Raw genomic sequence first — 20,689 nt, 5'->3', positions numbered from 1 at the left:
ATCAATGGCGCCCCTCGGCCGCGAGCAGCGCGGCCACGTCGGCCTCGCCGTTGCGGTACCGGCGGGCCAGCTCCCCGGCGAGGGCGTCCATCACCTGCTGCACGCCCCGCCGCCGCTCGGACAGCGAGCCCTCGGCGGCGGCCAGCGCGCGGGCGGCCCGCTCGAGGTCGGCGTCGGCGAGGTCGGGGACGGCGGAGAGGTCGACGTCGGGGGTCAGCGCGTTGACCCAGGACTCGTACTCCTCCGGCGCCGCCGGCTGCACCGTCTGGTGCCGGCCGAGGCCGTGCGCGGGGCCGCGGCCCTTCTCGGCGAGGATCTCGGGCAGCAGGTCGACCAGCGAGCGCCCGTCGTGCTCGGCGCGGCGCTGCAGCTCGCGTCGGACGATGTCGAGCCGCCCCTGCAGCAGCCGCCGCGTGTAGGAGAGGTTGACCTCCTCCTGCTCGGCGCGGCGGCGCAGCCCGCGCACCTCGGCCATGGGACGGGACTCCACGTCGGCGAGGAATCCGGGGTCGAGCAGCGCGTCGACGGCCGCACCGCCGGCGGCGGTCGGGCCAGAGCTTGCGGAGGTCACCGCCCGATGGTGGCAGACCGCACCGCGCGCACCCGGTCGCGGGCCGCGGCCCGGGTGTCGTCGAGGGCGGCGGGCGCGTCGTCGGGGTCCACGGCGGCGCGCGACCCGCCGACGGCGAGCTCGGCCCCGGGGGCCACCGACTGCTTGACCAGGGCCAGCGCGACGACGCCGAGCTCGTGGTGCCGCACGACCGTGCCGGTGCGGCCGACCTCGCGGGCGCCGGAGGTCACCGGCGTCCCCGGGACGGGCAGGTCCTCGCTGACGCCGTCGAGGTGGAGCAGGACCAGCCGCCGCGGCGGGCGGCCGAGGTTGTGCACCCGCGCGACCGTCTCCTGCCCCCGGTAGCAGCCCTTCTCGAGGTGGACGGCGGTGGTCAGCCACTCCAGCTCGTTGGGGATGGTGCGGTGGTCGGAGTCGACGCCCAGGCGCGGCCGGCGGGCCTCCACCCGCAGCGCCTCGTAGGCGTCCAGCCCGGCGAGCCCGGCGCCGGCGGCGGTCAGCGCGTCGGCGCGGGCGGCGATCCCGGCACGCGGCACGAGCAGGTCGAACGCGGTCGCGCCGCCGTCTCCGAGGGGCGGCATCCGGCGCACCCAGCCGCCGCCCGGCGACGCGGCGACGGCGTACGGGCCCTCCGGCGCGGGCAGCCCGGCGGCGGCGAGCACCTCGGGCGAGCGGGGGCCGACCAGCGACAGCAGCGCCCGGTCGGCGGTCACCAGCGCGGGCTCGACGCGGAGCATGAACCGCATCCGGTCGAGGAAGGTCTGCAGCGCCGCGCCGGTGCCGGGCTCGACGTCGGCCCAGGCGGTGCCGCCGAGCTCGGCGAGGACCAGGTGGTGCTCGACGTGGCCGTGCGGCGAGAGGACCAGCGCCTCGGTGCCGGTGCCGTCGGCCAGCCGCTCGAGGTGCTGGCTGGTGAGGCTGTGCAGCCAGGTGAGCCGGTCGGCGCCGGGGACGGTGAGCACGTCGCGGTCGCTGCGGTCGACGAGCCCGGCGCCCTCGGCGAGCAGCCGCTGCTCGCGCAGCGGGTCGCCGTAGTGGGTGGCCACGGTCGCGCCCTCGGCGACGACGGCGCCGGCCCGTGCGGCCAGCGGTGAGGTGGTGGTCATGCGTTCTCCGTCCCGGCTCCCCTGCATCGGCGGCACGTGCCCGACAGCGCCACGTGCCCCACGTCCAGGGTGAAACCCAGATCGGCGGCCAGACGTTCCGCGGCCTGCTCCAGCAGCGCCGGGTCGGCGGAGGAGATCTCCCCGCAGGTGGCGCAGACCACGTGCAGGTGCGGGTGCTCGGACGTGTGGTAGACCGGCGCGCCCTTGGCGACGTGGGTGTGCCACACGAGGCCGAGCCGCTCGAGCAACTCCAGCGTGCGGTAGACGGTCGAGGTGTCCGGCGCCGCGCCGCCGGGCCCGGCCTCCTCGCGCAGCCGTGCGCCGATGGCCTCGGGGGTGGCGTGGTCGAGCGCGGCGACGGCGGCCAGCACCTGCTGACGCTGCGGGGTCAGCCGCAGCCCCTGCGCCCGCAGCCGCTCGGCCAGCGGCGCGGGACCGTGCTCGGTCGTCACGGCAAGGAGCGTAGTTCCGGGCGGGCTACGCGACGGCGCTGCGGGCGTCGGCCAGCACGCGCCGCAGGGACTCCAGGTACCGCTCGGGGATGGCGTGCTCGCCGCGCGGCGGGAGGAACCGCGCGACGGTCGCCCCGGTCACCTCCGCAGCGGCCGCGGCCTCGGCGCCGAGCGCCCGCACGACCGGCGCGTCGCCCCACGACCGGCTGGCCGCCAGGTGCGCCATCGCCGCCGCGCTCTCGGCCCGCTCGCCCACGCAGTCGAACGGCTTCTCGGTGGCCCACAGCCTCCGGAACCCGTCGGCGAGCGCGACGTCGGCCAGCGGGTTCCCGCCGAACACGGCCTGCGCCTCGTCGGGGGTCAGGAAGACGGCGAAGCAGAGGAACGTGAACAGGCACTTGTCGCAGTGCAGGCACCAGCGCTGCTCGGCCCGCCCGCCCAGGTGCTCCTGCGTGTAGGAGCGGTTGCAGCTGAGGATGTCGGCCTTCAGCGGCAGCGCGGCGACGGCGGCCACGGTGGCCAGCTCCGACAGCTGCCGGGTGAGGCTGAAGTAGCCGGCACCGACCTCGGCGGCGGCCGCGGCGAACAGGCGCTCGAACTCGTAGGACTTCGAGTACTGGTGGTTGACGCTCGCGCCGTCGATCGTGAGCGTCTCCTCGTCGGCGGAGCGCTCGTTGGCGAACACGACCGGGTCGTGGCCTCCGAGGACGGCGACCAGCGTGGCGATCGAGGAGTTGATCGCGGTCACCGGCACGTGCCCGTTGAGGCCGCCCTGCGCGGTCCGCTCCGCCAGCAGCGGGTCCAGCCTGCGGCGGACCTCGACCAGCGGGACGCCGGCCGCGCGGGCGACGTCGCGCTGCGCGCGGGTCGGGTTGATCGCCAGCGCCGTCCCGTCGGGGATGACGACGATCGCCAGCGCGGAGTCCTTGCCGCCGCCCACCGGGAGCAGCGCGCCGCGCCCGCCGCCGGCCGGGACGGGGCCGGGCTCGCGGACCTCGGCGTCGAACCGGACCCGGTGCGGCACCGGCAGGTGGTTGACCGCGGCGAACTCGCCGAGCCCGTGGGTGTAGGCGGCCTGCGCGACGGCGAGCTGCGCGGCGGTGACCGGCCGCTCCACGGTGACCCGGCCGGGCGCGGCCAGCTTGTAGTAGCTGGTGCCCATGACCAGGTGCACCAGGTCCAGCGCGGCCTCGACGGCGGCACCGGGCTGCGCGGGCGCGGGGCCGGTCAGCAGCGCCGGGTCGAGGGTGAGCCGCTCGGTGAACTCGTCGTCGCCGAGCCGGTAGGTGAAGGCCGCCTCGCCGGTCGTGAGGTCGAGGGACCGGCCGGCGACGACGAAGGCGCCGGCCTCAGACACCGTGGACACGGTCGGCGCCGGCGTCGACGAGGATCTGCTCATAGGTGGCTGCCAACTCCTCGAAGTCGCGGAAGCGGTTGTAGCTGGGGGCGCCGGGCGACAGGAGCACGACGCCGCCCGGGGCGGTGCCGGCGATCGCCGCCGCGACCGCCTCGGCCAGCGACGCCGTCTCGGTCAGCCGCACGGCGGCGCCGTCGGCCGCCCGGCGGACGTCGTCGGCCAGCCGGGCCCCGGTGTCGGGGACGGTCACCAGGGCGACCTCCTCCCGCCGGGCCACCAACGTCGCGGCCAGGCCCGTGTAGTCCAGGCCCCGGTCCTGGCCGCCGGCGATGAGCGTGACCGGCCGGCCGGCGAGCGCGTCGAGCGCGGCCAGCACCGAGACGGGGGTGGTGCTCAGCGTGTCGTCGACGAAGGTGACGCCGCCGAGGGTGGCCACCGGCGCGAGCCGGTGGGGCAGCGCGCGGAAGGCGGCGACGGCGCCGGTCACGGCGTCGGCAGTGGCGGCGAGGTCCAGGCCGAGCAGGGCGCAGGCGGCCAGCGCGACCTCGACGTTGCTGCGGTTGTGCGCGCCGGGCAGGTGCACCGGCTGCACGGCCGCGGCCAGGCCCGGGGGCAGCACGTCGGCGGGGTCGACCAGCTGCGCGGCGTCGAGGTACCCGGCGGCCAGCGGGCGCGCCTGGGCGCTGACGACGACCGAGCGCTCCGGGCAGGAGGAGAACACGCGCAGCTTGTCGCGGTAGTAGGTCTCGACCGAGCCGTGCCAGTCCAGGTGCTCGGGGGCGAGCGAGGTGAGCGCGCCGCGGCCGGCGAAGTCCGGGACGGCGGCGGCCTGGTAGCTCGAGACCTCGACGACGAGCGTGCGGTCCCCGACCCCGTCCAGGACGTCGAGCAGCGGGGTGCCGATGTTGCCGGCGTGCACGGCCGGGCGGCCGGCGGCGGTGAGGACCGCGGCGGCCAGCGCGCTGGTCGTGCTCTTGCCCTTGGTGCCGGTGACGCAGAGGACCGGGATCCCGCGCGCGGCGGCCTCGGCGAGCGCGACGCCGGTGCCGGTGGTCACGAGCGTGCGGTCGGCCAGCGTCCGGGCGTCCTCGCGATAGGGGCTGATCCCGGGCGACCGGAACACGACGTCGCAGCCGGCGAGGTCGGCGACGTCGGCGGTGGCGGTCACGGCGTCGGGCAGCGACGCCGGGTCGACGGGGCGGCTGTCGGCGACCAGGACCGACGCGGCGCCGGCGGCGCGGGCCGCGGCGACCGCGGCGCGCCCCTCGCGGCCGTGTCCCCAGACCCCGACGCGCCGGCCGGCCAGCTCCGCGAGCCGGAGGGACCGCTCCCGCGGGGGCGGTGCCGGGCGGGGGTCCACGGCGCCCACTCTACGGACCGGCCCCGTGCACGGACGGCGACGACGGGGCCGCCGGTAGGGTGGCCGCCAGGTGTGCCGGGAAGTCTGGTCGGCGGTGTCGTGACCGACCCCTCCCCCAGGAGCCGCCCGATGACCACCCCGCACGGATCCACCCGCGTGTTCAGCCGCGGCTCGTGGACCGAGGCCAGCCGGATCGCCGCCGTCCTGCGCAGGGAGACCGTCGGCGGCGTCCTGCTGCTGATCGGCACCGTCATCGCCCTGGTGTGGGCCAACTCGCCGTGGGCGGACTCCTACGAGGCGCTGCGCGACACCCGGGTCGGGCCGGCGTCCCTGCACCTGGACCTGACGTTGGGCACCTGGGCCGCCGACGGGCTGCTGGCGGTCTTCTTCTTCGTCGCCGGGCTGGAGCTCAAGCGCGAGTTCGTCGCCGGCGACCTGCGCGACCCGCGGCGGGCGGTGCTGCCGGTGGCCGCGGCGGTCGGCGGGATGGTGGTGCCCGCGGTGCTCTACGTGCTGGTCAACCTGGGCGGCGGTGACGCCCTGCGCGGCTGGGCGATCCCGACGGCGACCGACATCGCCTTCGCCCTCGCCGTCCTGGCGGTGATCAGCACCCACCTGCCGAGCGCGCTGCGGACGTTCCTGCTCACCCTGGCCGTCGTCGACGACCTGCTGGCCATCGCGGTCATCGCGGTCTTCTACACGTCGTCGCTGGCCGTCGGGTGGCTGGCGCTGGCGCTGGTCCCGCTCGCGGTGTTCGGCCTCCTGGTGCAGAAGCGGGTCCGCTCGTGGTGGCTGCTGCTGCCGCTGGCGCTGCTCACCTGGGTCCTCGTCCACGAGTCGGGCGTGCACGCCACGGTGGCCGGCGTGCTGCTGGCGTTCACGGTCCCGGTGGTGCGCAGCGAGGCGGCCGGCGGGCCGGGCGCGGGGCCGGGGCTGGCCGAGCACCTGGAGCACCGCTTCCGGCCGATCTCGGCGGGCGTCGCCGTGCCGGTCTTCGCGTTCTTCGCCGCCGGGGTGACCGTGGGCGGGCTGTCCGGGCTGGTCGAGTCGCTCGGCGACCGGGTCGCGCTCGGCATCGTCGTCGGCCTGGTCGTGGGCAAGGTCCTCGGGATCGTGGGCGCCACCTGGCTGGTCACCCGGTTCACCCGCGCGGAGTTCGCCGACGAGCTGGGCTGGCCGGACCTGGTCGGCATGGCGCTGCTCGGGGGCATCGGGTTCACCGTGTCGCTGCTCATCGGCGAGCTGGCCTTCGGCACCGGCAGCGAGCGCGACGACCACGTCAAGGTCGGCGTGCTCGTCGGCACCCTGACATCGGCGTTGCTGGCGAGCGTGGTGCTGCGGCTGCGCAACCGCCGCTACCGGCGCATCGAGGCGCTGGAGGCGGTCGACGCCGACCACGACGGCATCCCCGACGTCTACCAGCGCGACCCCGACACGCCCGGCGCCCCGGGCCTGCGCAGGGGTTCAGCCGACGGCTGAACAACGTCGTTGCCGACCCCGGAACTGCGACGTACCGTCGAGGTACACGAGAGGGGAGGTGGTCCGAACAATTGAATTCTTATCGGACTCGTGAGGTGGCTGTCCGCTAGCCGCCGTCCAGATGGGCCGCCCGTTCGGAGTGGAATCCGAACGACGGCATGATCGCCCGTCCGTCGTACGGCGGCGAGCGAGAACCGGACAGTCACCCGACCCCCGGGCTGCCGACACTTGTCCAGTCGGCCCGTGAGCTGCCGCCTCCCGAGGTGGCGCCGCGGAGCGGCCCGGGGGTTGTCCGTCCCTGGGCACGGACCCGCCCAGCGCGCTGAGGGGGAGGAACGGCGGCCGTGCAGACCGCTGGACGTTCCGCACCGGCCGGCCGTTGGATCACCGACGCCGTCCGTGCCGCTCCCCCCGACACCGTGGCCGCGCTCCTGCCGGCCCGCTTCCCCGCCTACGCCCGCGTCTTCCACCCCGCCGTCCGCTACGACGGCGACGTCGACGTGCACGTCCGCTGGGACGAGGTGGCCGCGGCCAACGGCACGCGGGCGCACCGCCTCATGCAGTGGCCCGGCATCACCGGCTCCTGGGAGTACCTCGGCGAGGCCGACCAGCCCGGGCTGTGGAACGACGCCCCCGCCGAGGGCCACCTGGTGGCGCATGTCGCGCGGGAGCTGGCCGCGGTCCTCGGGGACCAGACCACGACGCCGGGTGAGTGCTGGTTCGGCTGGGACGACGGCGGCGCCGCCGACCTGCCCCGGCTGCGCCTGCCCCGCGCCGACCTCCTGCTGACCCGCGGGCCGGTGGAGCGGGCCGCCAGCAACTTCGCCCCCGAGCCGTACGAGCAGAGCGCCGCGCTGTGGTGGCCGGCCGACCGCGCCTGGTGCGTCGTCACCGACCCCGCGCTCACCAGCACCTACGTCGGCGCCGGGGTGGCCGCCGTCGACGCGCTGCTGGCCACCCGGCTCGAGGTGGCCCCGGCGGCCCCCGCCGACCCGGTCGCGCCCGACAGCGACCCGGTCAACGCGGTGGCCCCGCGGGCCTGAGGCTCAGGCCCGCGCCGGCTCCGGCGCGCCGGCGGTCGCGGCGACGACCTCGTCCCACGGTGTGGCGGTCAGGCCGAAGACCTCGGTGGTCGCCGTCGCGTCGACCACGTACTCCTGGTCGAACTGGTGCCGCACGTCGAGGACCTCCCGCAGCACCGGCGAGAACCAGCCGGCGGCGCGGAGCACCGGCCACGGGATGCCGCTGACCGGCACCGGCTCCCGGCCCATCGCCCGCGCGAGGTCGCCGAGCGCCTGCCGCTGGGAGCGCGGCGGGGTGCTCGGCACGTGCCAGGCCCGGCCCAGCGCCCGCGCGTCGGTGCCGAGGGTCGCGAGCGTGGCGGCGACGTCGGGCAGGTACGCCCAGCTACGGGGCGCGTCGGGGTCGCCGACCACCCAGGCGCGGCGGCCGCGGTGCAGCGCCGGGAGCTGGCGCACCAGGTGCGACTGCGCGGCCGGCACCTGCGGCCCGACGAAGTCCGCGGCGCGGGCCTCGGTCATCCGGATCCGGCCGGCCTCGTGCGCGGCCAGCGCCTCCCGCCACATGGCCACCCGCACGCGGCCCTTGGTGTCGGTGGCGGCGAGCGGGCTCTCCGGCGTCATCGGCGCGGTGGGCCGGCCGTAGACGTAGAGGTTGGCCATCGTCACGAGCACCGCCTCCGTCCGCTCGGCCGCGGTGAGCAGGGCGGCGGCCACCGGCGGCCAGTCGGTCGTCCAGCGGTGGTAGGCGGGGTTGACCGCGTTGTAGAGAGCGGCGGCGCCCTCGGTGGCGGCCGTGAGGGCCGCGACGTCGGCGGCGTCCACCCGGCGGTGCTCGACCGCGCCGGTGGAGACGCCGCCGCTGCGCGACAGCACCCGCACCCGGTGGCCGCGGGCGGCCAGCAGCTCCGCCGTCGTCGTGCCCACCGGGCCCTTGCCGACGATCACGTGCAGTGCCATGGCGATCTCCTCGTCGTCTCATTGAGAGCGGTGCTCTCGTTCGAGGACGACGCTCTCGTACCCGGAGTGGGGCTGTCAAGAGCAGTGCTCTCCCTTGTGTACAGCGCTCTCGCCGGGGAGCATGGCCGGGTGCCCACCGCCCGCCAGCGCGTCCGCGCCGAGCTGACCGCCGAGATCACCGAGGCGGCTCGCCGCCAGCTCGCCGAGGTCGGGGCGGCGGGGCTGTCGCTGCGCGCGGTGGCGCGGGAGCTGGGCATGGCGTCGTCGGCGGTGTACCGCTACTTCCCGAGCCGCGACGACCTGCTGACCCGGCTGATCATCGACGGCTACGACGCCCTCGGGGAGGCGGCCGAGGCCGCCGACGACCCGGCCGCGGCGCCGGAGCGGCGCTGGGCGGCGGTGTGCGCGGCGGTGCGCGACCGGGCCCGGGCCCACCCGCACGAGTGGGCGCTGCTCTACGGCTCCCCCGTCCCCGGCTACAGCGCGCCGCGCGACACCGTCCCGGCCGCGTCGCGGGTCGGCGTCGTCCTCGGCCGCGTGCTCGCCGACGCCGCCCGGGCGGGCCGGCTGCACGGGTACGGCGGCCGCGTGCCCGGCCTGCTCGGCGACGTGGCGGTCGAGATCCTGGGCCAGGACGCCCCGGGCATCGACGACGCCGTCCGGGTGCGCGCCCTGCTGGCCTGGAGCGCGCTGTACGGCACGGTCAGCTTCGAGCTGTTCGGCCACCTCACCGGGTCGGTCGAGGACGCCGACGCCTACTTCGCCCGCGCGGTGGCCGAGCTCGGTGCGCTGATCGGGCTGACCGCGGACGGACCCCCGGACTAGAGGACCGCGAGCTCGGCCTCGAGGTCGTCGAGCCCGAGCGAGCCCTGCGACAGCGCCGCCATGTGCCAGGCCTTCAGGTCGAAGTCGGCACCGCGCGCCCGCTGCGCCGCCGCCCGGCCGGCCAGCCAGGCGCGCTCGCCGAGCTTGTAGCTGATCGCCTGCCCGGGCAGGCCCAGGTAGCGGATCAGCTCGCTGTCGAGGAACGCCGGGTCGCTGCCCAGGTGCTCGCCGGCGAACGCCCGCGCGAGCTCCGGCGTCCACGGCTGCCCGCGGTGCTCGGCCAGCACGCCCTCGGCGTCCTCGGGCACCGGCAGGCGCAGGTGCATGCCGATGTCGATGACCACGCGGATGGCGCGCAGCTGCTGGGCGTCGAGGTAGCCCATCCGGGCGCCGGTGTCGGGGAGGTACCCGAGCTCGTCCATGAGCCGCTCGGCGTACAGCGCCCAGCCCTCGACGTTCGCGCTGACCGAGCCCAGCGACGTCTGGTAGGTGGACAGGTCGCCGGAGACGTAGGCCCACTGCGCCAGCTGCAGGTGGTGGCCCGGGACGCCCTCGTGGTACCAGATCGACACCAGGTCCCAGAGCGGGAACCGCTCGCGGCCCAGCGTCGGCAGCCAGGTGCGGCCCGGCCGGGAGAAGTCCTGCGCCGGGCGGGTGTAGTACGGCGCCGCCGCGCTGCCGGGCGGCGCGATCATCGCCTCCACCCGGCGGACCGGCTCGGCGAGGTCGAAGTGGGTGCCGTCGAGGGCGGTGACCGCCTCGTCCATCATCGCCTGCAGCCGCTGCCGGACGGCCTCGACGCCGTCGACGGCGGGGCCGTGCTCGTCGAGCCAGGCCATGGCCTCCTTGGGCGAGGAGCCCGGCCGCAGCGCCCGGGCCTCGGCCTGCTGCTCGGCCAGCAGCCGCCGGTGCTCGGCCCAGCCCCACGCGTAGGCCTCCTCCAGGCCCTCCCCCGCGCCGAGGTCCGAGCCGTTCCACCGGCGGGCGGCGACGGCGTACCGGTCCCGGCCGACGGCGTCCGGCGTCCCCTCCGCCCGCGGGAGGTACTCGTCGCGCAGGAAGTCGCGCACCTCGGCCACCGCGGCGTCGGCCGCGCGGGCGGCGGCGTCGAGGTCGCCGCGCACCGCGTCGGGGCCGGAGGCCGCCAGCCCGCCGAAGAACGGCCCGGTGAGCCACTCGCCGAGCTGGCCGACGACGGTGGACACCTGCCGCGGCGCCACGAACAGCCCGCGGCGGGCGCCCTCGCGCAGCGTGTCGAGGTAGCCGCGGTAGGCCTCGGGCACCCGGGCCATCCGGCGGGCGACCACGCCCCAGTCGTCGTCGGTCGCCGTCGGCATGAGCAGGAAGACCTGGCGGATGGAGTGCACCGGGCTGAACAGGTTCGACAGCGCCCGGAAGCCCTCGCCGGCCTCGTGCGCGGCCAGCTCGGCGCCCAGCCGCTCGCGCAGCAGCCGGGCGCAGCGGCGCTCGACCGGGTCCTCGTCCAGCGCCGGGTCGGCGGCGAGGACGGCGTCCAGCTCGGCCAGCGTCGAGCGGGTCAGCTCGGCCTCCGCCTCGAGGCCGGCGGGGCTGGGATCGGGCAGCCGGTCGTCGCCGGGCCGGGTGCCCAGCGACGTCGCGACGATCGGGTCGAGGTCGCAGACGGCGTCGACGTAGCGGTCGGCCACCTGCCGGGGCGTGTCTCCCGGGGCGGTCACCGCAGCCGCTCCAGCCGCGCCGACATGGTGGGCCGCAGCGGGGTGTCCGCGCCGGCGCGGTCGACGGCGTACATGAGCGCCCCCTCGACGATGCCGTACAGCCGCACGGCGCGGGTGGTGTCCGGCGCGTCCTGGGTCCGCGCGACGACGTCGGTGGTGAGCTCCCAGCTCGTCGTCGTGCGGGCGCGGCCGACGTACAGCTCGAGCACGCCCTCGGCGCTGGTCACCAGCAGCTCGACGTCGTCCTCGCCGCGCGGCCGCCAGAAGCCGGACTCGCGGGACGCGGGGCCCTCGACCCGGCCGTCGTCGCCGATCAGCCAGGTGCGCGACTCGTAGGCGAGGAAGTCGCGGCCGTCGTGGGCGAACCGGATCCACTGGCCGAAGCGCCGGTCGCCGGCGTCCCCGCCGGCGAGCACGCCCTCGCCGTGCCACTCGCCCAGCAGCGGCAGCACCGACAGCAGTGCGTGCGCCACCTCGGGGCCCTCGCGGACGTCGACGGTGTCGGCGACGGGCAGTTCGGTCGGGCCGGTCACCGGCCGGCGTCCCGGGGAGGCATGCCCGCCACCGTAGCCCGGCCGCGACCTGCGCTCCCGCGGCGGTCAGCGCCCGCGGGCGGGCCGGCCCGGCGGCGACGGCGGCACGCGGCGGGACCGCTCGGCCGGCCGCCGGGCCAGCCGCCTCGCGGCGACGCCGCACGCGACCGCCAGCAGCACGGCGAGCGCGACGAGGACCCAGGCGGCGACCACGACGCCACGGTAGGCACCCACCCGGCGCTGCGCCGCGGGACCCGCCGCGGGGCGGATGGGTGCCGTGCCGATCACGGGAGGCCACCCGCCGCGGCGGTGCCCGGGCTGCGCACCTGGGCGCGTCGGGCACCCTGGAGGGGTCACGGCCCGGCGGAGCGGAGGAGGACGGCGCCATCGACCCACGGACCACGGCGGACGGCCTGCACCGGGTGGAGGCCGAGCTCGCCCGGACGGCGGCCCGCCACGAACGGGTGCTCGCGACCGTCGCCGACGGGATCTACGGCCTCGACCTGGCCGGGCGGGTGGAGTTCGTCAACCCGGCCGCCGAGCGGATCACCGGCCGGCCCGCCGCCGAGCAGCTCGGTCACGACCAGCACGAGCTCATGCACCACCGGCGGCCCGACGGCTCCCCGTACCCCCGCGAGGAGTGCCCGGTCTGGCGGGCGCTGCGGTCCGGCCGGACCGTCGCCGCCGACTCGGAGGTGTTCTGGCGCACGGACGGCACGCCGGTGCCCGTGGAGCTCATCGCCGTCCCGATGGTGGAGGACGGTGAGGTGACCGGCGTCGTCGTCTCCTTCCGCGACCTCACCGACCGGCTCGCCGCACGCCGGCAGGCCGAGGAGCTGCGGCGGGTCACCGAGCAGGCCGCCGTCGAGCGGGCGCTGTCCGACCGGCTGCAGCAGGCGCTGCTCACCCCGCCGCCGGAGCCGGACCACCTGCAGATCGCGGTCCGCTACCGCCCGGCCGCCGACGGCGCCCGGGTCGGCGGTGACTGGTACGACGCCTTCCTCCAGCCCGACGGCGCGACGGTGCTCGTGATCGGCGACGTCGTCGGCCACGACAGCGACGCCGCGGCGGCGATGGGCCAGCTGCGCGGGCTGGTGCGGGCGCTGGCCTGGGACCAGCAGGAACCGCCGTCGGCGACGCTGACGCGGACCGAGCGCGCGGCGCGCGGCCTCGCGGTGGGCACCCTGGCCACCGTGGCGCTCGCCCGCGTCGAGCGGCACCCGGACGTGCCGGTGGCCGGGACCCGGGTGCTGCGCTGGAGCAACGCCGGCCACCTGCCGCCGGTCCTGCTCGCCCCGGGCGGGACCACCACGCTGCTGGAGACCCGCCCCGACCGCATGCTCGGTGTCGACCCCGACACGCGGCGCACCGACCACACGGCCGAGCTGGCGGACGGGCACACCCTGCTCCTCGTCACCGACGGCCTGGTCGAGCGCCGCGACGCCGACCTCGACGCCGGGCTGGCGGCGCTGCGGGAGGCCCTGCGCGACCTCGGCCAGGTCCCGCTGGAGGAGCTGTGCGACACCGTGCTGGCCCGGATGGTGCCCGCGGCCGGCGCCGACGACGTCGCGCTGGTCGCCGTCCGCGCGTTCCCCGAGGACCGGCCACGCCCCCCGGAGGCCGGCCCCAACCGGCTCCCGCCCGGCATCTCCTGACCCCGGACGACCGACCCCGGACACGACCGACCCCGGACACGACGGCGCCCCTCCCGGCCGCGGGCGGGGGGGGGGCCGGGCGGGGGGGTCTTATTATTGAGGACGACCGTCGTATACGTGATCCCGAACTCGGCCTAGACGACGCGCTCAACGCCGCCGACGGGGGCCAGCGAGCGCAGCTTCCAGGTGCCCGGGGCGGCGAAGAAGCGGAACTCGCCCTCCGGGCTGGTGACCACCTCGGCGGTGAACTCGTCGGTGGCGTCGAGCAGCCGGACGTAGGCACCGGCCACCGGCGCGCCGTCGTGCCACACCTGGCCCTGGATCACCGTCTGGGTGGCCAGGTCGATCCCGGCGAGGGCACCGCCCTGCCTCGGGGCGCCGCACACGCTCAGGCCCCCTTCTCGATCGGGACACCGACCAGCGAGCCGTACTCGGTCCAGGAGCCGTCGTAGTTCTTGACGTTCTGGTGGCCGAGCAGCTCGCGCAGCACGAACCAGGTGTGGCTCGAGCGCTCACCGATCCGGCAGTAGGCGATGGTGTCCTTGGACTCGTCGAGGCCGGCGTCGGCGTAGAGCTTGCGCAGCTCGTCGTCGCTCTTGAAGGTGCCGTCCTCGTTGGCCGCCTTGCTCCACGGCACGTTCACCGCGGTCGGGATGTGGCCGGGACGCTGCGCGCCCTCCTGCGGGAGGTGGGCGGGGGCGACCAGCTTGCCGGCGAACTCGTCGGGCGAGCGGACGTCGACCAGGTTCTGCTGGCCGATCGCGGCGACGACCTCGTCGCGGAAGGCGCGGATGGAGGTGTCGGGCTCCTGGGCCCGGTACTGGGTGGCCGGGCGCTCGACGGCGTCGGAGGACAGCGGGCGGCTGTCGAGCTCCCACTTCTTGCGGCCGCCGTCGAGGAGCTTGACCTGGTCGTGGCCGTAGAGCTTGAAGTACCAGTAGGCGTAGGCGGCGAACCAGTTGTTGTTGCCGCCGTAGAGGACGACGGTGTCGTCGTTGCCGATGCCCTTGGCGGACAGCAGCTCCTCGAACTGCTCCTTGCCCACGAAGTCGCGGCGCAGCGGGTCCTGGAGGTCGGTCTTCCAGTCCAGCTTGACCGCGCCCTCGATGTGGCCCTTGTCGTAGGCGCTGGTGTCCTCGTCGACCTCGACGAAGACGATGCCGGGGGCGCCGATGTTCTCCTGCGCCCAGTCGGCGGTGACGAGCACGTCGTTGCGGCTCATGGGGGGTCTTCCTCCCTGTGGTGGGTGTGCGGACGGTCAGGCGGTGGGGGCGGGACGGGCCCGCCGGACGGTCGGGTACGGCTCGCGGCCGGGGCAGGACGCGGTGGCCGCGTCGAGCAGGGCCGCGACGAGGACGAACCCGGTGGCGACGACGCCGAGCACCGGCGCACCGAGCAGGTACCCCGCCGCGCCGACGGCGGAGACGAGGGCCAGGACGGCGCCGGTGACCCACGCGGTGGGACGGGGCCCGCGCACGTCGACCGTGCGGGCAGGACTCAGGGGCATGAAGAGGGGTCTCCGGACGGCGGTCAGGGCACGTCTGGGCGGGGTGGAACCGCCCTCAGGAGGCGCGACACAGGCAGCTGCCGACGCGGCACAGGTCCACTGTGCGGCGCGAGGTCAGCAGGGTGCCCACGCGGCGAGGGTAGCCGATCACGACCGGGCGCCCGTGTGCGCGTCCACCAGGGCGGTGAGCTCCCCCGGGCGCGGGGCGCCGCTGCTGCGGCCCAGCAGCCTGCCCGACCGGTCCAGGTAGAACAGCGTCGGCGTGCGCCGGACGTCGAGCTCGCGGACGGCGTCGAGGTGGCTCTCGGCGTCGACGTGCACGTACGCCAGGCCCGGCCGGGTCGCCTCCAGGTGCTGCAGCCGGGCGCGGGTGGTGCGGCACGGCCCGCAGAACGCGGTGGAGAACTGGACGACGGTCAGGTCCGCCTCGCCCGGCCGCACGCCGAGCTCCTCGAGGACCGCGGTCGGTCCGCCCACGGGCTCCTCCTCCGTCCTGGGCCGGCCGTCGCGGGTGCGCAGCCACCGGGCCGCCGCGGCGGTCGGCACGAGCGCCCCGGCGAGCACCGCCGGGGCGGTCCCGCTCGTCCCCCGCACCAACCCGACCGCCTCGGTGCGCATTCCCGGGCGGCTCAGGGCGCGCGCAGCACCGTGTCGGTGGCCGCGGCGGTGACCTCGACGCCGGCGTCGGCCGGGCGCAGGCCGGTCAGCTCCAGTCCGAACGGCAGCTCGACCGGGTAGCGCAGGTCGAGCAGGTCGCTCGCCCGGTCGACGACGACGTCGGGCACGTCGACACCGGCCGCGTCGGCCTCCTCGACGTCGACCACGAGGTCCTGGCCGTCCAGCGACACCGTGCCCGCGGCGGTGAGCGGGACGGTGTGGCCGAGCACCTCCACGGTCCGGGTGACCCGCAGCCCGTCGCCCTCGCGGGCCACGGTGGTGTCGCCGCCGAGCTGCTGCGCGAGCAGCGCGTAGGACAGCGTCGCCGTGCCGTCGACCCGGTCCACCGGCACCTCGCGCACCGACCCCGACAGCGCATCGGACAGCGGCACGTGCGCCCCGCGCAGCCGGACGTCGGCGGTGGTCCCCTCCGGCTGCCGGAGCTCGGCGGCGGTCAGCGAGATGCGGACGTCCTCGTAGGTCCCCGACACCGCCTGGGTGAGGAACGGCCAGCCCCGGACGTCGACGTCGGGCGTCCCGGCCAGCCCGCCGGCGTCCCGCAGCGCCTCGGCGACCCGGTCCTCGGCGACGCCCTCGGCGACCGGGTCGGCCATCAGCGCGAGGACGACCACCAGCGCGAGGACGACGAGCAGGGCGCGCACGGCTGCGGATCAGACGGCGGCCAGGGCCAGCAGCACCGGCGCGCAGACGGCCAGCGGCAGCACGGCCTCGACCGCGACCCCGGCGACGGCGGCACCGCGGCGCCGCTCCCCGGCGCCGGCCACCACGAACGAGGCGGCGGTCCCGGCGAGCCCCGCGACGAGGCCCAGCACCAGGCCGGTCGCGACGCCGCCGACGACGTCGGCCGTCCCGCCGGTGCCGCCCGCCACCAGCGTGACCACGACCCCGGTCGCCACGGCGAGCAGCAGCCCCGTCACGCCGCGGTCGGCGCCCGGGGCCACGGCGGGGCGGGGCAGCACGGCGTCGGCGAGGTGCGCGACGACCAGCGCGGCGCCGGCGGTGAGCAGCGGCGCGGCGGCGACCTCGCCGTCGTCGCCGGCGACGTCGGGCAGCAGCAGGAGCGCCAGCGCGCAGACGGCGGTGACCAGCAGCGCCACGCTGCCCAGCGAGCCGACGACGTCGGTGCGCGGCGGCCGGCGCAGCATCTGGTGCAGCACCGCCACGATCAGCGCGGGCCCGGCGACGGCCAGCAGCAACCCGGGGCCGGGCCGGTCCGCGTCACCGGCCAGCAGGTCCACGGCGAGGTCGGCGCCGACGGCGGCCGCCGCCCCGACCACCGCGACACCCGCCGCCCCGGCCGGCGCCGTGGCGGCTCCCCAGCCCGCGACGAGGAGGGCCTGCAGCACGAGGACGGCGGCCAGGCGGCCGCGCTCCCCGAGCAGGTCCGGCGCGAGCAGCACCAGGGCGACGGCGGCGCCGGCGACGACGGCCGCGGCGGCGTGCCGCGCGCGGGCGGCGGGCGGGGAGTCCAGCGCCGTGGTCACGTCCCCTCCTGCCCGGGACCGCCCGGCGCCCCCGTCGGCGCCGGCACCTCCCGCTCGCCCCCGATCGTCGCAGACGCCCAGCGCCCGACGCGCTCGACGAGCGGAGCGGTGAGGGCGCTCTCGGCGTGTCCGAAGCCGGGGACCACCCACGCGGTCGCCGTCGGGCCGGCCGCCCGTGCCAGCGCGCGGGCGTGCTCGAGCGGGAAGTAGGCGTCCCGGTCGCCGTGCACGAGCAGCAGCGGCGTCGGGGCGATCCGGGCGACCGCCTCCAGCGGCGACGACGGCACGGTCTCCCACGGCGGCGCCAGGCGGACGCCGAGCAGGCGCGCGCCGGCCCGCCGGCCGAGCGTCGTCTCCAGCAGCCAGTGCACGCGGCGCATGGGCGGGGTGTCGCGGACGTACCAGCGGCTGACCGCGCTGACGGCGACCACCGCGTCAGGGCGGTGCCGGCCGTGCGCCGCCTGCCGCAGCACCGCGCCCCCGCCCATGGACAGCCCGAGGGTCACCACCGCGCCCGCGCCGTCGGCCCGCGCGGCGGCCACCGCCGCGTCGACGTCGCGCAGCTCGTCGTCGCCGCCGGCCCCCGTGCCGCCGCCGGAGCGGCCGTGCCCGCGGAAGTCCAGGGCGCGCACCTCGCCGAACCGGGACAGCCAGCCGGCCATCCGCCGGAACGGCGGGTAGGCGGTGGAGTTGGTGAACCCGTGCGCCACGACGAAGACCGCGCCCGTCGCCGGCCCCGAGCCCGGGACGACGACGCCCTCGAGCCGCACGCCGTCCTCGGTGCGGACCGTCACCGGACGCGCTCGGGTGACCTCGGAGGGAACGGGACGCACGTCGGCTATCCTGCGGTCTCGGTTCGACAGCGCCGTCGATGCCCTCCCCGAGGAGACGACATGCGACTCGTGCTCATGACCGCGGCGCGTCAGGCGACCACCGAGGTGCTGCCCGCCCTGGGGCTGCTCGGCCACCAGGTCCGCGTCGTTGCCCCCGAGCTGTCGAGCCTGCTCGACGGCGACTCCGGCGACGTCGTGCTCGTCGACGCCCGCCACGACCTCATCCAGGCCCGCACGCTGTGCAGCCTGCTGTCCTCGACCGGCGTGGCCTCCGCCCTCGTCGCGGTCCTGTCCGAGGGCGGGCTGGTCGCGCTGTCGGCCGACTGGGGCGTCGACGACGTCCTGCTCGACACCGCCGGCCCGGCCGAGGTGGACGCCCGGCTGAAGTGGGCCACCGCCCGCCGGCTCGCCGCGACCACGCCCGCCGACGGTGCCGACGGCGGCGTCACCCAGGCCGGCGAGCTGGTCATCGACGAGCACAGCTACTCGGCGAAGCTGCGCGGCCGCCCGCTCGACCTCACCTACAAGGAGTTCGAGCTCCTCAAGTACCTCGCCCAGCACCCGGGCCGGGTGTTCTCCCGCGCCCAGCTGCTGCAGGAGATCTGGGGCTACGACTACTTCGGCGGCACCCGCACCGTCGACGTCCACGTGCGCCGGCTGCGCGCCAAGCTCGGCACCGAGCACGAGGCGCTGATCGGCACCGTCCGCAACGTCGGCTACAAGCTCGACCAGCAGGTCGCCGACGCGACCGCCGCGGCCGCCCGCGCCGAGGCCGAGCGGTCCGCCGGCACGGTCGCCGACACCTCGCCCACCACCGCACCGCTGCTCTGAGCGCCGTCGCCGTCTCCGACTCCGCCGGGCTCGACCCCGCGCGGACCGCCGCCGTCCTCGCGCTGCTGCGCGCGGCCGCGGCGGCCGACGGCGTCCGCCCGCTGTCGGAGGAGGCCGAGCTGCGGCTGCAGCACGGCGGCCCGCCCGGCGGCCGGGACGTCGTCGCCACCGAGCCGGACGGCCCGCTCACCGGCTACGCCCGGCTCGAGCTCGGTGACGGCACCGGGGACGCCGAGGCCGAGCTGGTCGTCGCGCCCACGGCCCGGGAGCGCGGGGTGGGCGGCGCGCTGCTGACCCGGCTCGAGGAGCTCGCCGACGGCCGTCCGCTGCGGGTCTGGGCGCACGGCGACCTGCCGGCCGCCACCGCGCTGGCCGGCGCCCGCGGCTACACCCGGGCCCGCGTGCTGCTGCAGATGCGCCGCCCGCTCACCGACGCCGACCTCGACGCCGCCGCCCCGCTCCCGCCGGACGTGTCCGTGGCCGCCTTCCGCCCCGGCCGGGACGAGGCCGCCTGGCTGCGGCTCAACGCGCGGGCCTTCGCCGCCCACCCCGAGCAGGGCGCCTGGACGCCGGAGGACCTGCGGCTGCGCGAGGCCGAGCCCTGGTTCGACCCGGCCGGCTTCCTGCTGGCCTGGCGCGGCGACCCCGACGCCGGCGGCGCGCTGCTCGGCGCGCACTGGACCAAGGTGCACCCGCCCGGCGACGCCGGCCCGGACGCCGTCGGCGAGGTGTACGTGCTGGGCATCGACCCCGACGCCCAGGGGCTCGGGCTCGGCCGGGCGCTGACCGTGCGCGGCCTGGCACACCTGCGCGGGCGCGGGCTGGACGAGGTGCTCCTCTACACCGAGGAGGACAACACCGCGGCGGTGACGCTCTACGAGCGCACCGGCTTCACGCGGTACGCCGTCGACGTCTCCTGGCGGCGCGTCCCCTGATCCCGGGCACGCGGCGCAAACGTCCCTTTGTGCCGCACCGGACGTGTCCACCGCCACCCGACTCGCACGCGTTCACCTGCCGGACGTGATGCCGTTCTCACCCGGTCGGGAAAGGCTCGACCGGCGTTCACCGGGCGTTCATCGAGCGACCCGGGACCGGCCACCTGGGCTGCCTACCGTCCCGTTCCGTTGGTCCTCCCCTGCCCGGCATCGAGGTCCGGGCACCTCCGGAAAGGCACTGGCTTGAAGCTCAGCACCCGGTCGCGCGCCGTCGTCCTCAGCACGGCGCTGGCCAGCACCCTCACGCTCGCCGCGTGTGGCGCCGCCAACGAGTCCGACAGCGCCTCGGGCGGCGGCGACGGCGGCAGCGGCGCGAGCGCCGCCGAGCTCAGCGGCGACCTCGTCGGCGCCGGCGCCAGCAGCCAGCAGGCGGCCATGGAGGCCTGGCAGGCCGGCTTCGAGGGCGAGTACCCCGACGTCCAGTTCAGCTACGACCCGGCCGGCTCCGGCGCGGGCCGCGAGCAGTTCATCGAGGGCCGGGCCGACTTCGCCGGCTCCGACGCCGCTCTGGACGAGGAGGAGCTCACCGCCGCGCAGGAGCGCTGCGGTGGCGGCGAGGTCTTCGAGCTGCCGAACTACATCTCGCCGATCGCGGTGATCTTCAACCTCGAGGGCGTCGACCAGCTGAACCTCACGCCCGACGTGATCGCCCGCATCTTCACCGGCCAGATCACCACCTGGAACGACCCGGCGATCGCCGAGGCCAACCCGGACGCCCAGCTGCCGGACACGGCGATCACCCCCGTGCACCGCGCCGACGACTCCGGCACCACGGACAACTTCACCGACTACCTGTTCCAGACCGCCGGTGACGTGTGGACCTCGGAGCCCGACGGCGTGTGGCCGCTGCCCGGTGGCGAGGCCGCCAACGGCACGTCCGGCGTCGTGGGCGTCGTCGAGAGCACGGCCGGTGCCGTGACCTACGCCGACGCCAGCCGCGCCGGTGAGCTCGGTGTCGCCGACGTCGGCGTCGGCTCGGAGTTCGTCGCCCCGTCGGCCGAGGCCGCCGCCGCCGTCGTGGAGAACTCCCCCGCGGTCGAGGGCCGTGGCCAGTACGACTTCGCCATCGAGGTCAACCGGCAGACCGAGGGCTCGGGCGAGTACCCGATCGTCCTGGTCAGCTACCACATCGGCTGCGTCGAGTACGACGAGCAGGCGACCGCCGACAACGTCAAGGCCTTCATGTCCTACGTGGTCAGCGAGGACGGCCAGCAGGCCGCCGCCGACAACGCCGGCAACGCGCCGATCTCCGACACCCTGCGCGACCAGGCCCAGCCCGCGGTGGACGCCATCACGGCCGCCGGCTGACCCAGCACCCCACCCGGTGGCCCGGGGCGTCGGCCGACG

General features: G+C 76.8%; 23 protein-coding genes. 7 read left to right on the top strand and 16 right to left on the bottom strand.

Annotation, left to right across the window (positions count from 1 at the left end; all coding sequences use genetic code 11):
• Position 1 precedes the first annotated feature (1 nt).
• From ACI8AK_RS00115 to murD, 5 genes are read right to left on the bottom strand one after another with little or no spacing between them, the layout of a single operon-like run.
• The gene (locus ACI8AK_RS00115) at positions 2-571 is read right to left on the bottom strand and encodes an RsiG family protein (RefSeq protein ID WP_387988357.1); all 570 of its coding nucleotides are present in this window, start codon (positions 569-571) and stop codon (positions 2-4) included.
• Positions 568-1,677: a CAF17-like 4Fe-4S cluster assembly/insertion protein YgfZ gene (gene ygfZ, locus ACI8AK_RS00110; protein WP_456954818.1), complete on the bottom strand. Its 1,110-nt coding sequence runs from the start codon at positions 1,675-1,677 to the stop codon at positions 568-570. Before ygfZ ends, ACI8AK_RS00115 begins: the two co-directional genes overlap by 4 nt.
• Entirely contained in the window at positions 1,674-2,129 is a 456-nt protein-coding gene (locus ACI8AK_RS00105; protein WP_456954817.1) for a Fur family transcriptional regulator, read from the bottom strand. The genes ygfZ and ACI8AK_RS00105 overlap by 4 nt, the downstream gene beginning before the upstream one ends.
• Positions 2,130-2,154: 25 nt before the next feature.
• The gene (locus ACI8AK_RS00100) at positions 2,155-3,486 is read right to left on the bottom strand and encodes a hypothetical protein (protein WP_456954816.1); all 1,332 of its coding nucleotides are present in this window, start codon (positions 3,484-3,486) and stop codon (positions 2,155-2,157) included.
• The gene (murD, locus tag ACI8AK_RS00095) at positions 3,479-4,846 is read right to left on the bottom strand and encodes a UDP-N-acetylmuramoyl-L-alanine--D-glutamate ligase (protein WP_456954815.1); all 1,368 of its coding nucleotides are present in this window, start codon (positions 4,844-4,846) and stop codon (positions 3,479-3,481) included. Before murD ends, ACI8AK_RS00100 begins: the two co-directional genes overlap by 8 nt.
• Before the next feature lie 129 nt (positions 4,847-4,975).
• Here murD and nhaA point away from each other — a divergent pair, with 129 nt between their 5' ends.
• Together nhaA and ACI8AK_RS00085 are read left to right on the top strand one after the other, a co-directional pair.
• The gene (nhaA, locus tag ACI8AK_RS00090; RefSeq protein WP_456954814.1) at positions 4,976-6,325 is read left to right on the top strand and encodes a Na+/H+ antiporter NhaA; all 1,350 of its coding nucleotides are present in this window, start codon (positions 4,976-4,978) and stop codon (positions 6,323-6,325) included.
• A gap of 344 nt (positions 6,326-6,669) precedes the next feature.
• Positions 6,670-7,368, top strand: coding sequence for a hypothetical protein (locus ACI8AK_RS00085; protein ID WP_387988351.1), 699 nt, complete (start codon positions 6,670-6,672; stop codon positions 7,366-7,368).
• Positions 7,369-7,371: 3 nt separating this feature from the next.
• Here ACI8AK_RS00085 and ACI8AK_RS00080 read toward each other — a convergent pair whose 3' ends face one another.
• Entirely contained in the window at positions 7,372-8,304 is a 933-nt protein-coding gene (locus ACI8AK_RS00080) for an NAD-dependent epimerase/dehydratase family protein (RefSeq protein ID WP_456954813.1), read from the bottom strand.
• Positions 8,305-8,433: 129 nt separating this feature from the next.
• Between ACI8AK_RS00080 and ACI8AK_RS00075 the strand changes: the two genes are divergently transcribed.
• On the top strand, positions 8,434-9,129 hold the full coding sequence (locus ACI8AK_RS00075) for a TetR/AcrR family transcriptional regulator (RefSeq protein ID WP_387988349.1): 696 nt from the start codon (positions 8,434-8,436) through the stop codon (positions 9,127-9,129).
• Here ACI8AK_RS00075 and ACI8AK_RS00070 read toward each other — a convergent pair.
• From ACI8AK_RS00070 to ACI8AK_RS00060, 3 genes are all read right to left on the bottom strand, one after another.
• Entirely contained in the window at positions 9,126-10,826 is a 1,701-nt protein-coding gene (locus ACI8AK_RS00070) for a DUF885 domain-containing protein (protein WP_456954812.1), read from the bottom strand. The two genes, ACI8AK_RS00075 and ACI8AK_RS00070, sit on opposite strands and share 4 nt — an antisense overlap.
• On the bottom strand, positions 10,823-11,359 hold the full coding sequence (locus ACI8AK_RS00065; RefSeq protein ID WP_387988347.1) for an FABP family protein: 537 nt from the start codon (positions 11,357-11,359) through the stop codon (positions 10,823-10,825). Before ACI8AK_RS00065 ends, ACI8AK_RS00070 begins: the two co-directional genes overlap by 4 nt.
• 66 nt (positions 11,360-11,425) lie before the next feature.
• A complete protein-coding gene (locus tag ACI8AK_RS00060; RefSeq protein WP_456901454.1) occupies positions 11,426-11,572 on the bottom strand; it encodes a hypothetical protein in 147 nt (48 codons plus the stop codon).
• Positions 11,573-11,781: 209 nt separating this feature from the next.
• On the opposite strand from ACI8AK_RS00060, the gene ACI8AK_RS00055 reads away from it, so the two are divergent.
• Complete coding sequence (locus ACI8AK_RS00055) at positions 11,782-13,014, top strand: PP2C family protein-serine/threonine phosphatase (RefSeq protein ID WP_456954811.1); 1,233 nt, start codon at positions 11,782-11,784, stop codon at positions 13,012-13,014.
• 134 nt (positions 13,015-13,148) lie between these two features.
• Here ACI8AK_RS00055 and ACI8AK_RS00050 read toward each other — a convergent pair whose 3' ends face one another.
• The 7 genes from ACI8AK_RS00050 to ACI8AK_RS00020 all read right to left on the bottom strand — a co-directional run bounded on the left by ACI8AK_RS00050 (position 13,149) and on the right by ACI8AK_RS00020 (position 17,477).
• Positions 13,149-13,400, bottom strand: a complete 252-nt coding sequence (locus ACI8AK_RS00050) for a DUF1416 domain-containing protein (RefSeq protein ID WP_456954810.1) — start codon at positions 13,398-13,400, stop codon at positions 13,149-13,151.
• 2 nt (positions 13,401-13,402) lie between these two features.
• Positions 13,403-14,236 carry a sulfurtransferase gene (locus ACI8AK_RS00045; protein ID WP_387988343.1) on the bottom strand — a complete coding sequence of 278 codons (834 nt, stop codon included), beginning with the start codon at positions 14,234-14,236 and terminating at the stop codon, positions 13,403-13,405.
• Between the two features lie 36 nt (positions 14,237-14,272).
• The gene (locus tag ACI8AK_RS00040) at positions 14,273-14,548 is read right to left on the bottom strand and encodes a DUF4395 family protein (protein ID WP_456954949.1); all 276 of its coding nucleotides are present in this window, start codon (positions 14,546-14,548) and stop codon (positions 14,273-14,275) included.
• Between the two features lie 120 nt (positions 14,549-14,668).
• Positions 14,669-14,998, bottom strand: coding sequence for a thioredoxin family protein (locus tag ACI8AK_RS00035; RefSeq protein WP_456901456.1), 330 nt, complete (start codon positions 14,996-14,998; stop codon positions 14,669-14,671).
• 152 nt (positions 14,999-15,150) lie between these two features.
• Positions 15,151-15,840: an LmeA family phospholipid-binding protein gene (locus tag ACI8AK_RS00030; RefSeq protein ID WP_456954809.1), complete on the bottom strand. Its 690-nt coding sequence runs from the start codon at positions 15,838-15,840 to the stop codon at positions 15,151-15,153.
• Between the two features lie 9 nt (positions 15,841-15,849).
• Positions 15,850-16,683: a hypothetical protein gene (locus ACI8AK_RS00025; RefSeq protein WP_456954808.1), complete on the bottom strand. Its 834-nt coding sequence runs from the start codon at positions 16,681-16,683 to the stop codon at positions 15,850-15,852.
• Complete coding sequence (locus ACI8AK_RS00020) at positions 16,680-17,477, bottom strand: alpha/beta hydrolase family protein (RefSeq protein ID WP_456901458.1); 798 nt, start codon at positions 17,475-17,477, stop codon at positions 16,680-16,682. Before ACI8AK_RS00020 ends, ACI8AK_RS00025 begins: the two co-directional genes overlap by 4 nt.
• A 99-nt stretch (positions 17,478-17,576) precedes the next feature.
• On the opposite strand from ACI8AK_RS00020, the gene ACI8AK_RS00015 reads away from it, so the two are divergent.
• The 3 genes from ACI8AK_RS00015 (at position 17,577) to pstS (ending at position 20,650) form a co-directional block, all read left to right on the top strand.
• Complete coding sequence (locus ACI8AK_RS00015) at positions 17,577-18,347, top strand: winged helix-turn-helix transcriptional regulator (RefSeq protein WP_387988338.1); 771 nt, start codon at positions 17,577-17,579, stop codon at positions 18,345-18,347.
• The gene (mshD, locus tag ACI8AK_RS00010) at positions 18,344-19,282 is read left to right on the top strand and encodes a mycothiol synthase (RefSeq protein ID WP_387988412.1); all 939 of its coding nucleotides are present in this window, start codon (positions 18,344-18,346) and stop codon (positions 19,280-19,282) included. Before ACI8AK_RS00015 ends, mshD begins: the two co-directional genes overlap by 4 nt.
• Positions 19,283-19,525: 243 nt before the next feature.
• The gene (gene pstS, locus ACI8AK_RS00005) at positions 19,526-20,650 is read left to right on the top strand and encodes a phosphate ABC transporter substrate-binding protein PstS (protein ID WP_456954807.1); all 1,125 of its coding nucleotides are present in this window, start codon (positions 19,526-19,528) and stop codon (positions 20,648-20,650) included.
• Positions 20,651-20,689: the final 39 nt, after the last annotated feature.

It is taken from the genome of Geodermatophilus sp. SYSU D00867, assembly GCF_054050315.1.
This window is presented reverse-complemented; position numbering and strand designations above follow the sequence as displayed.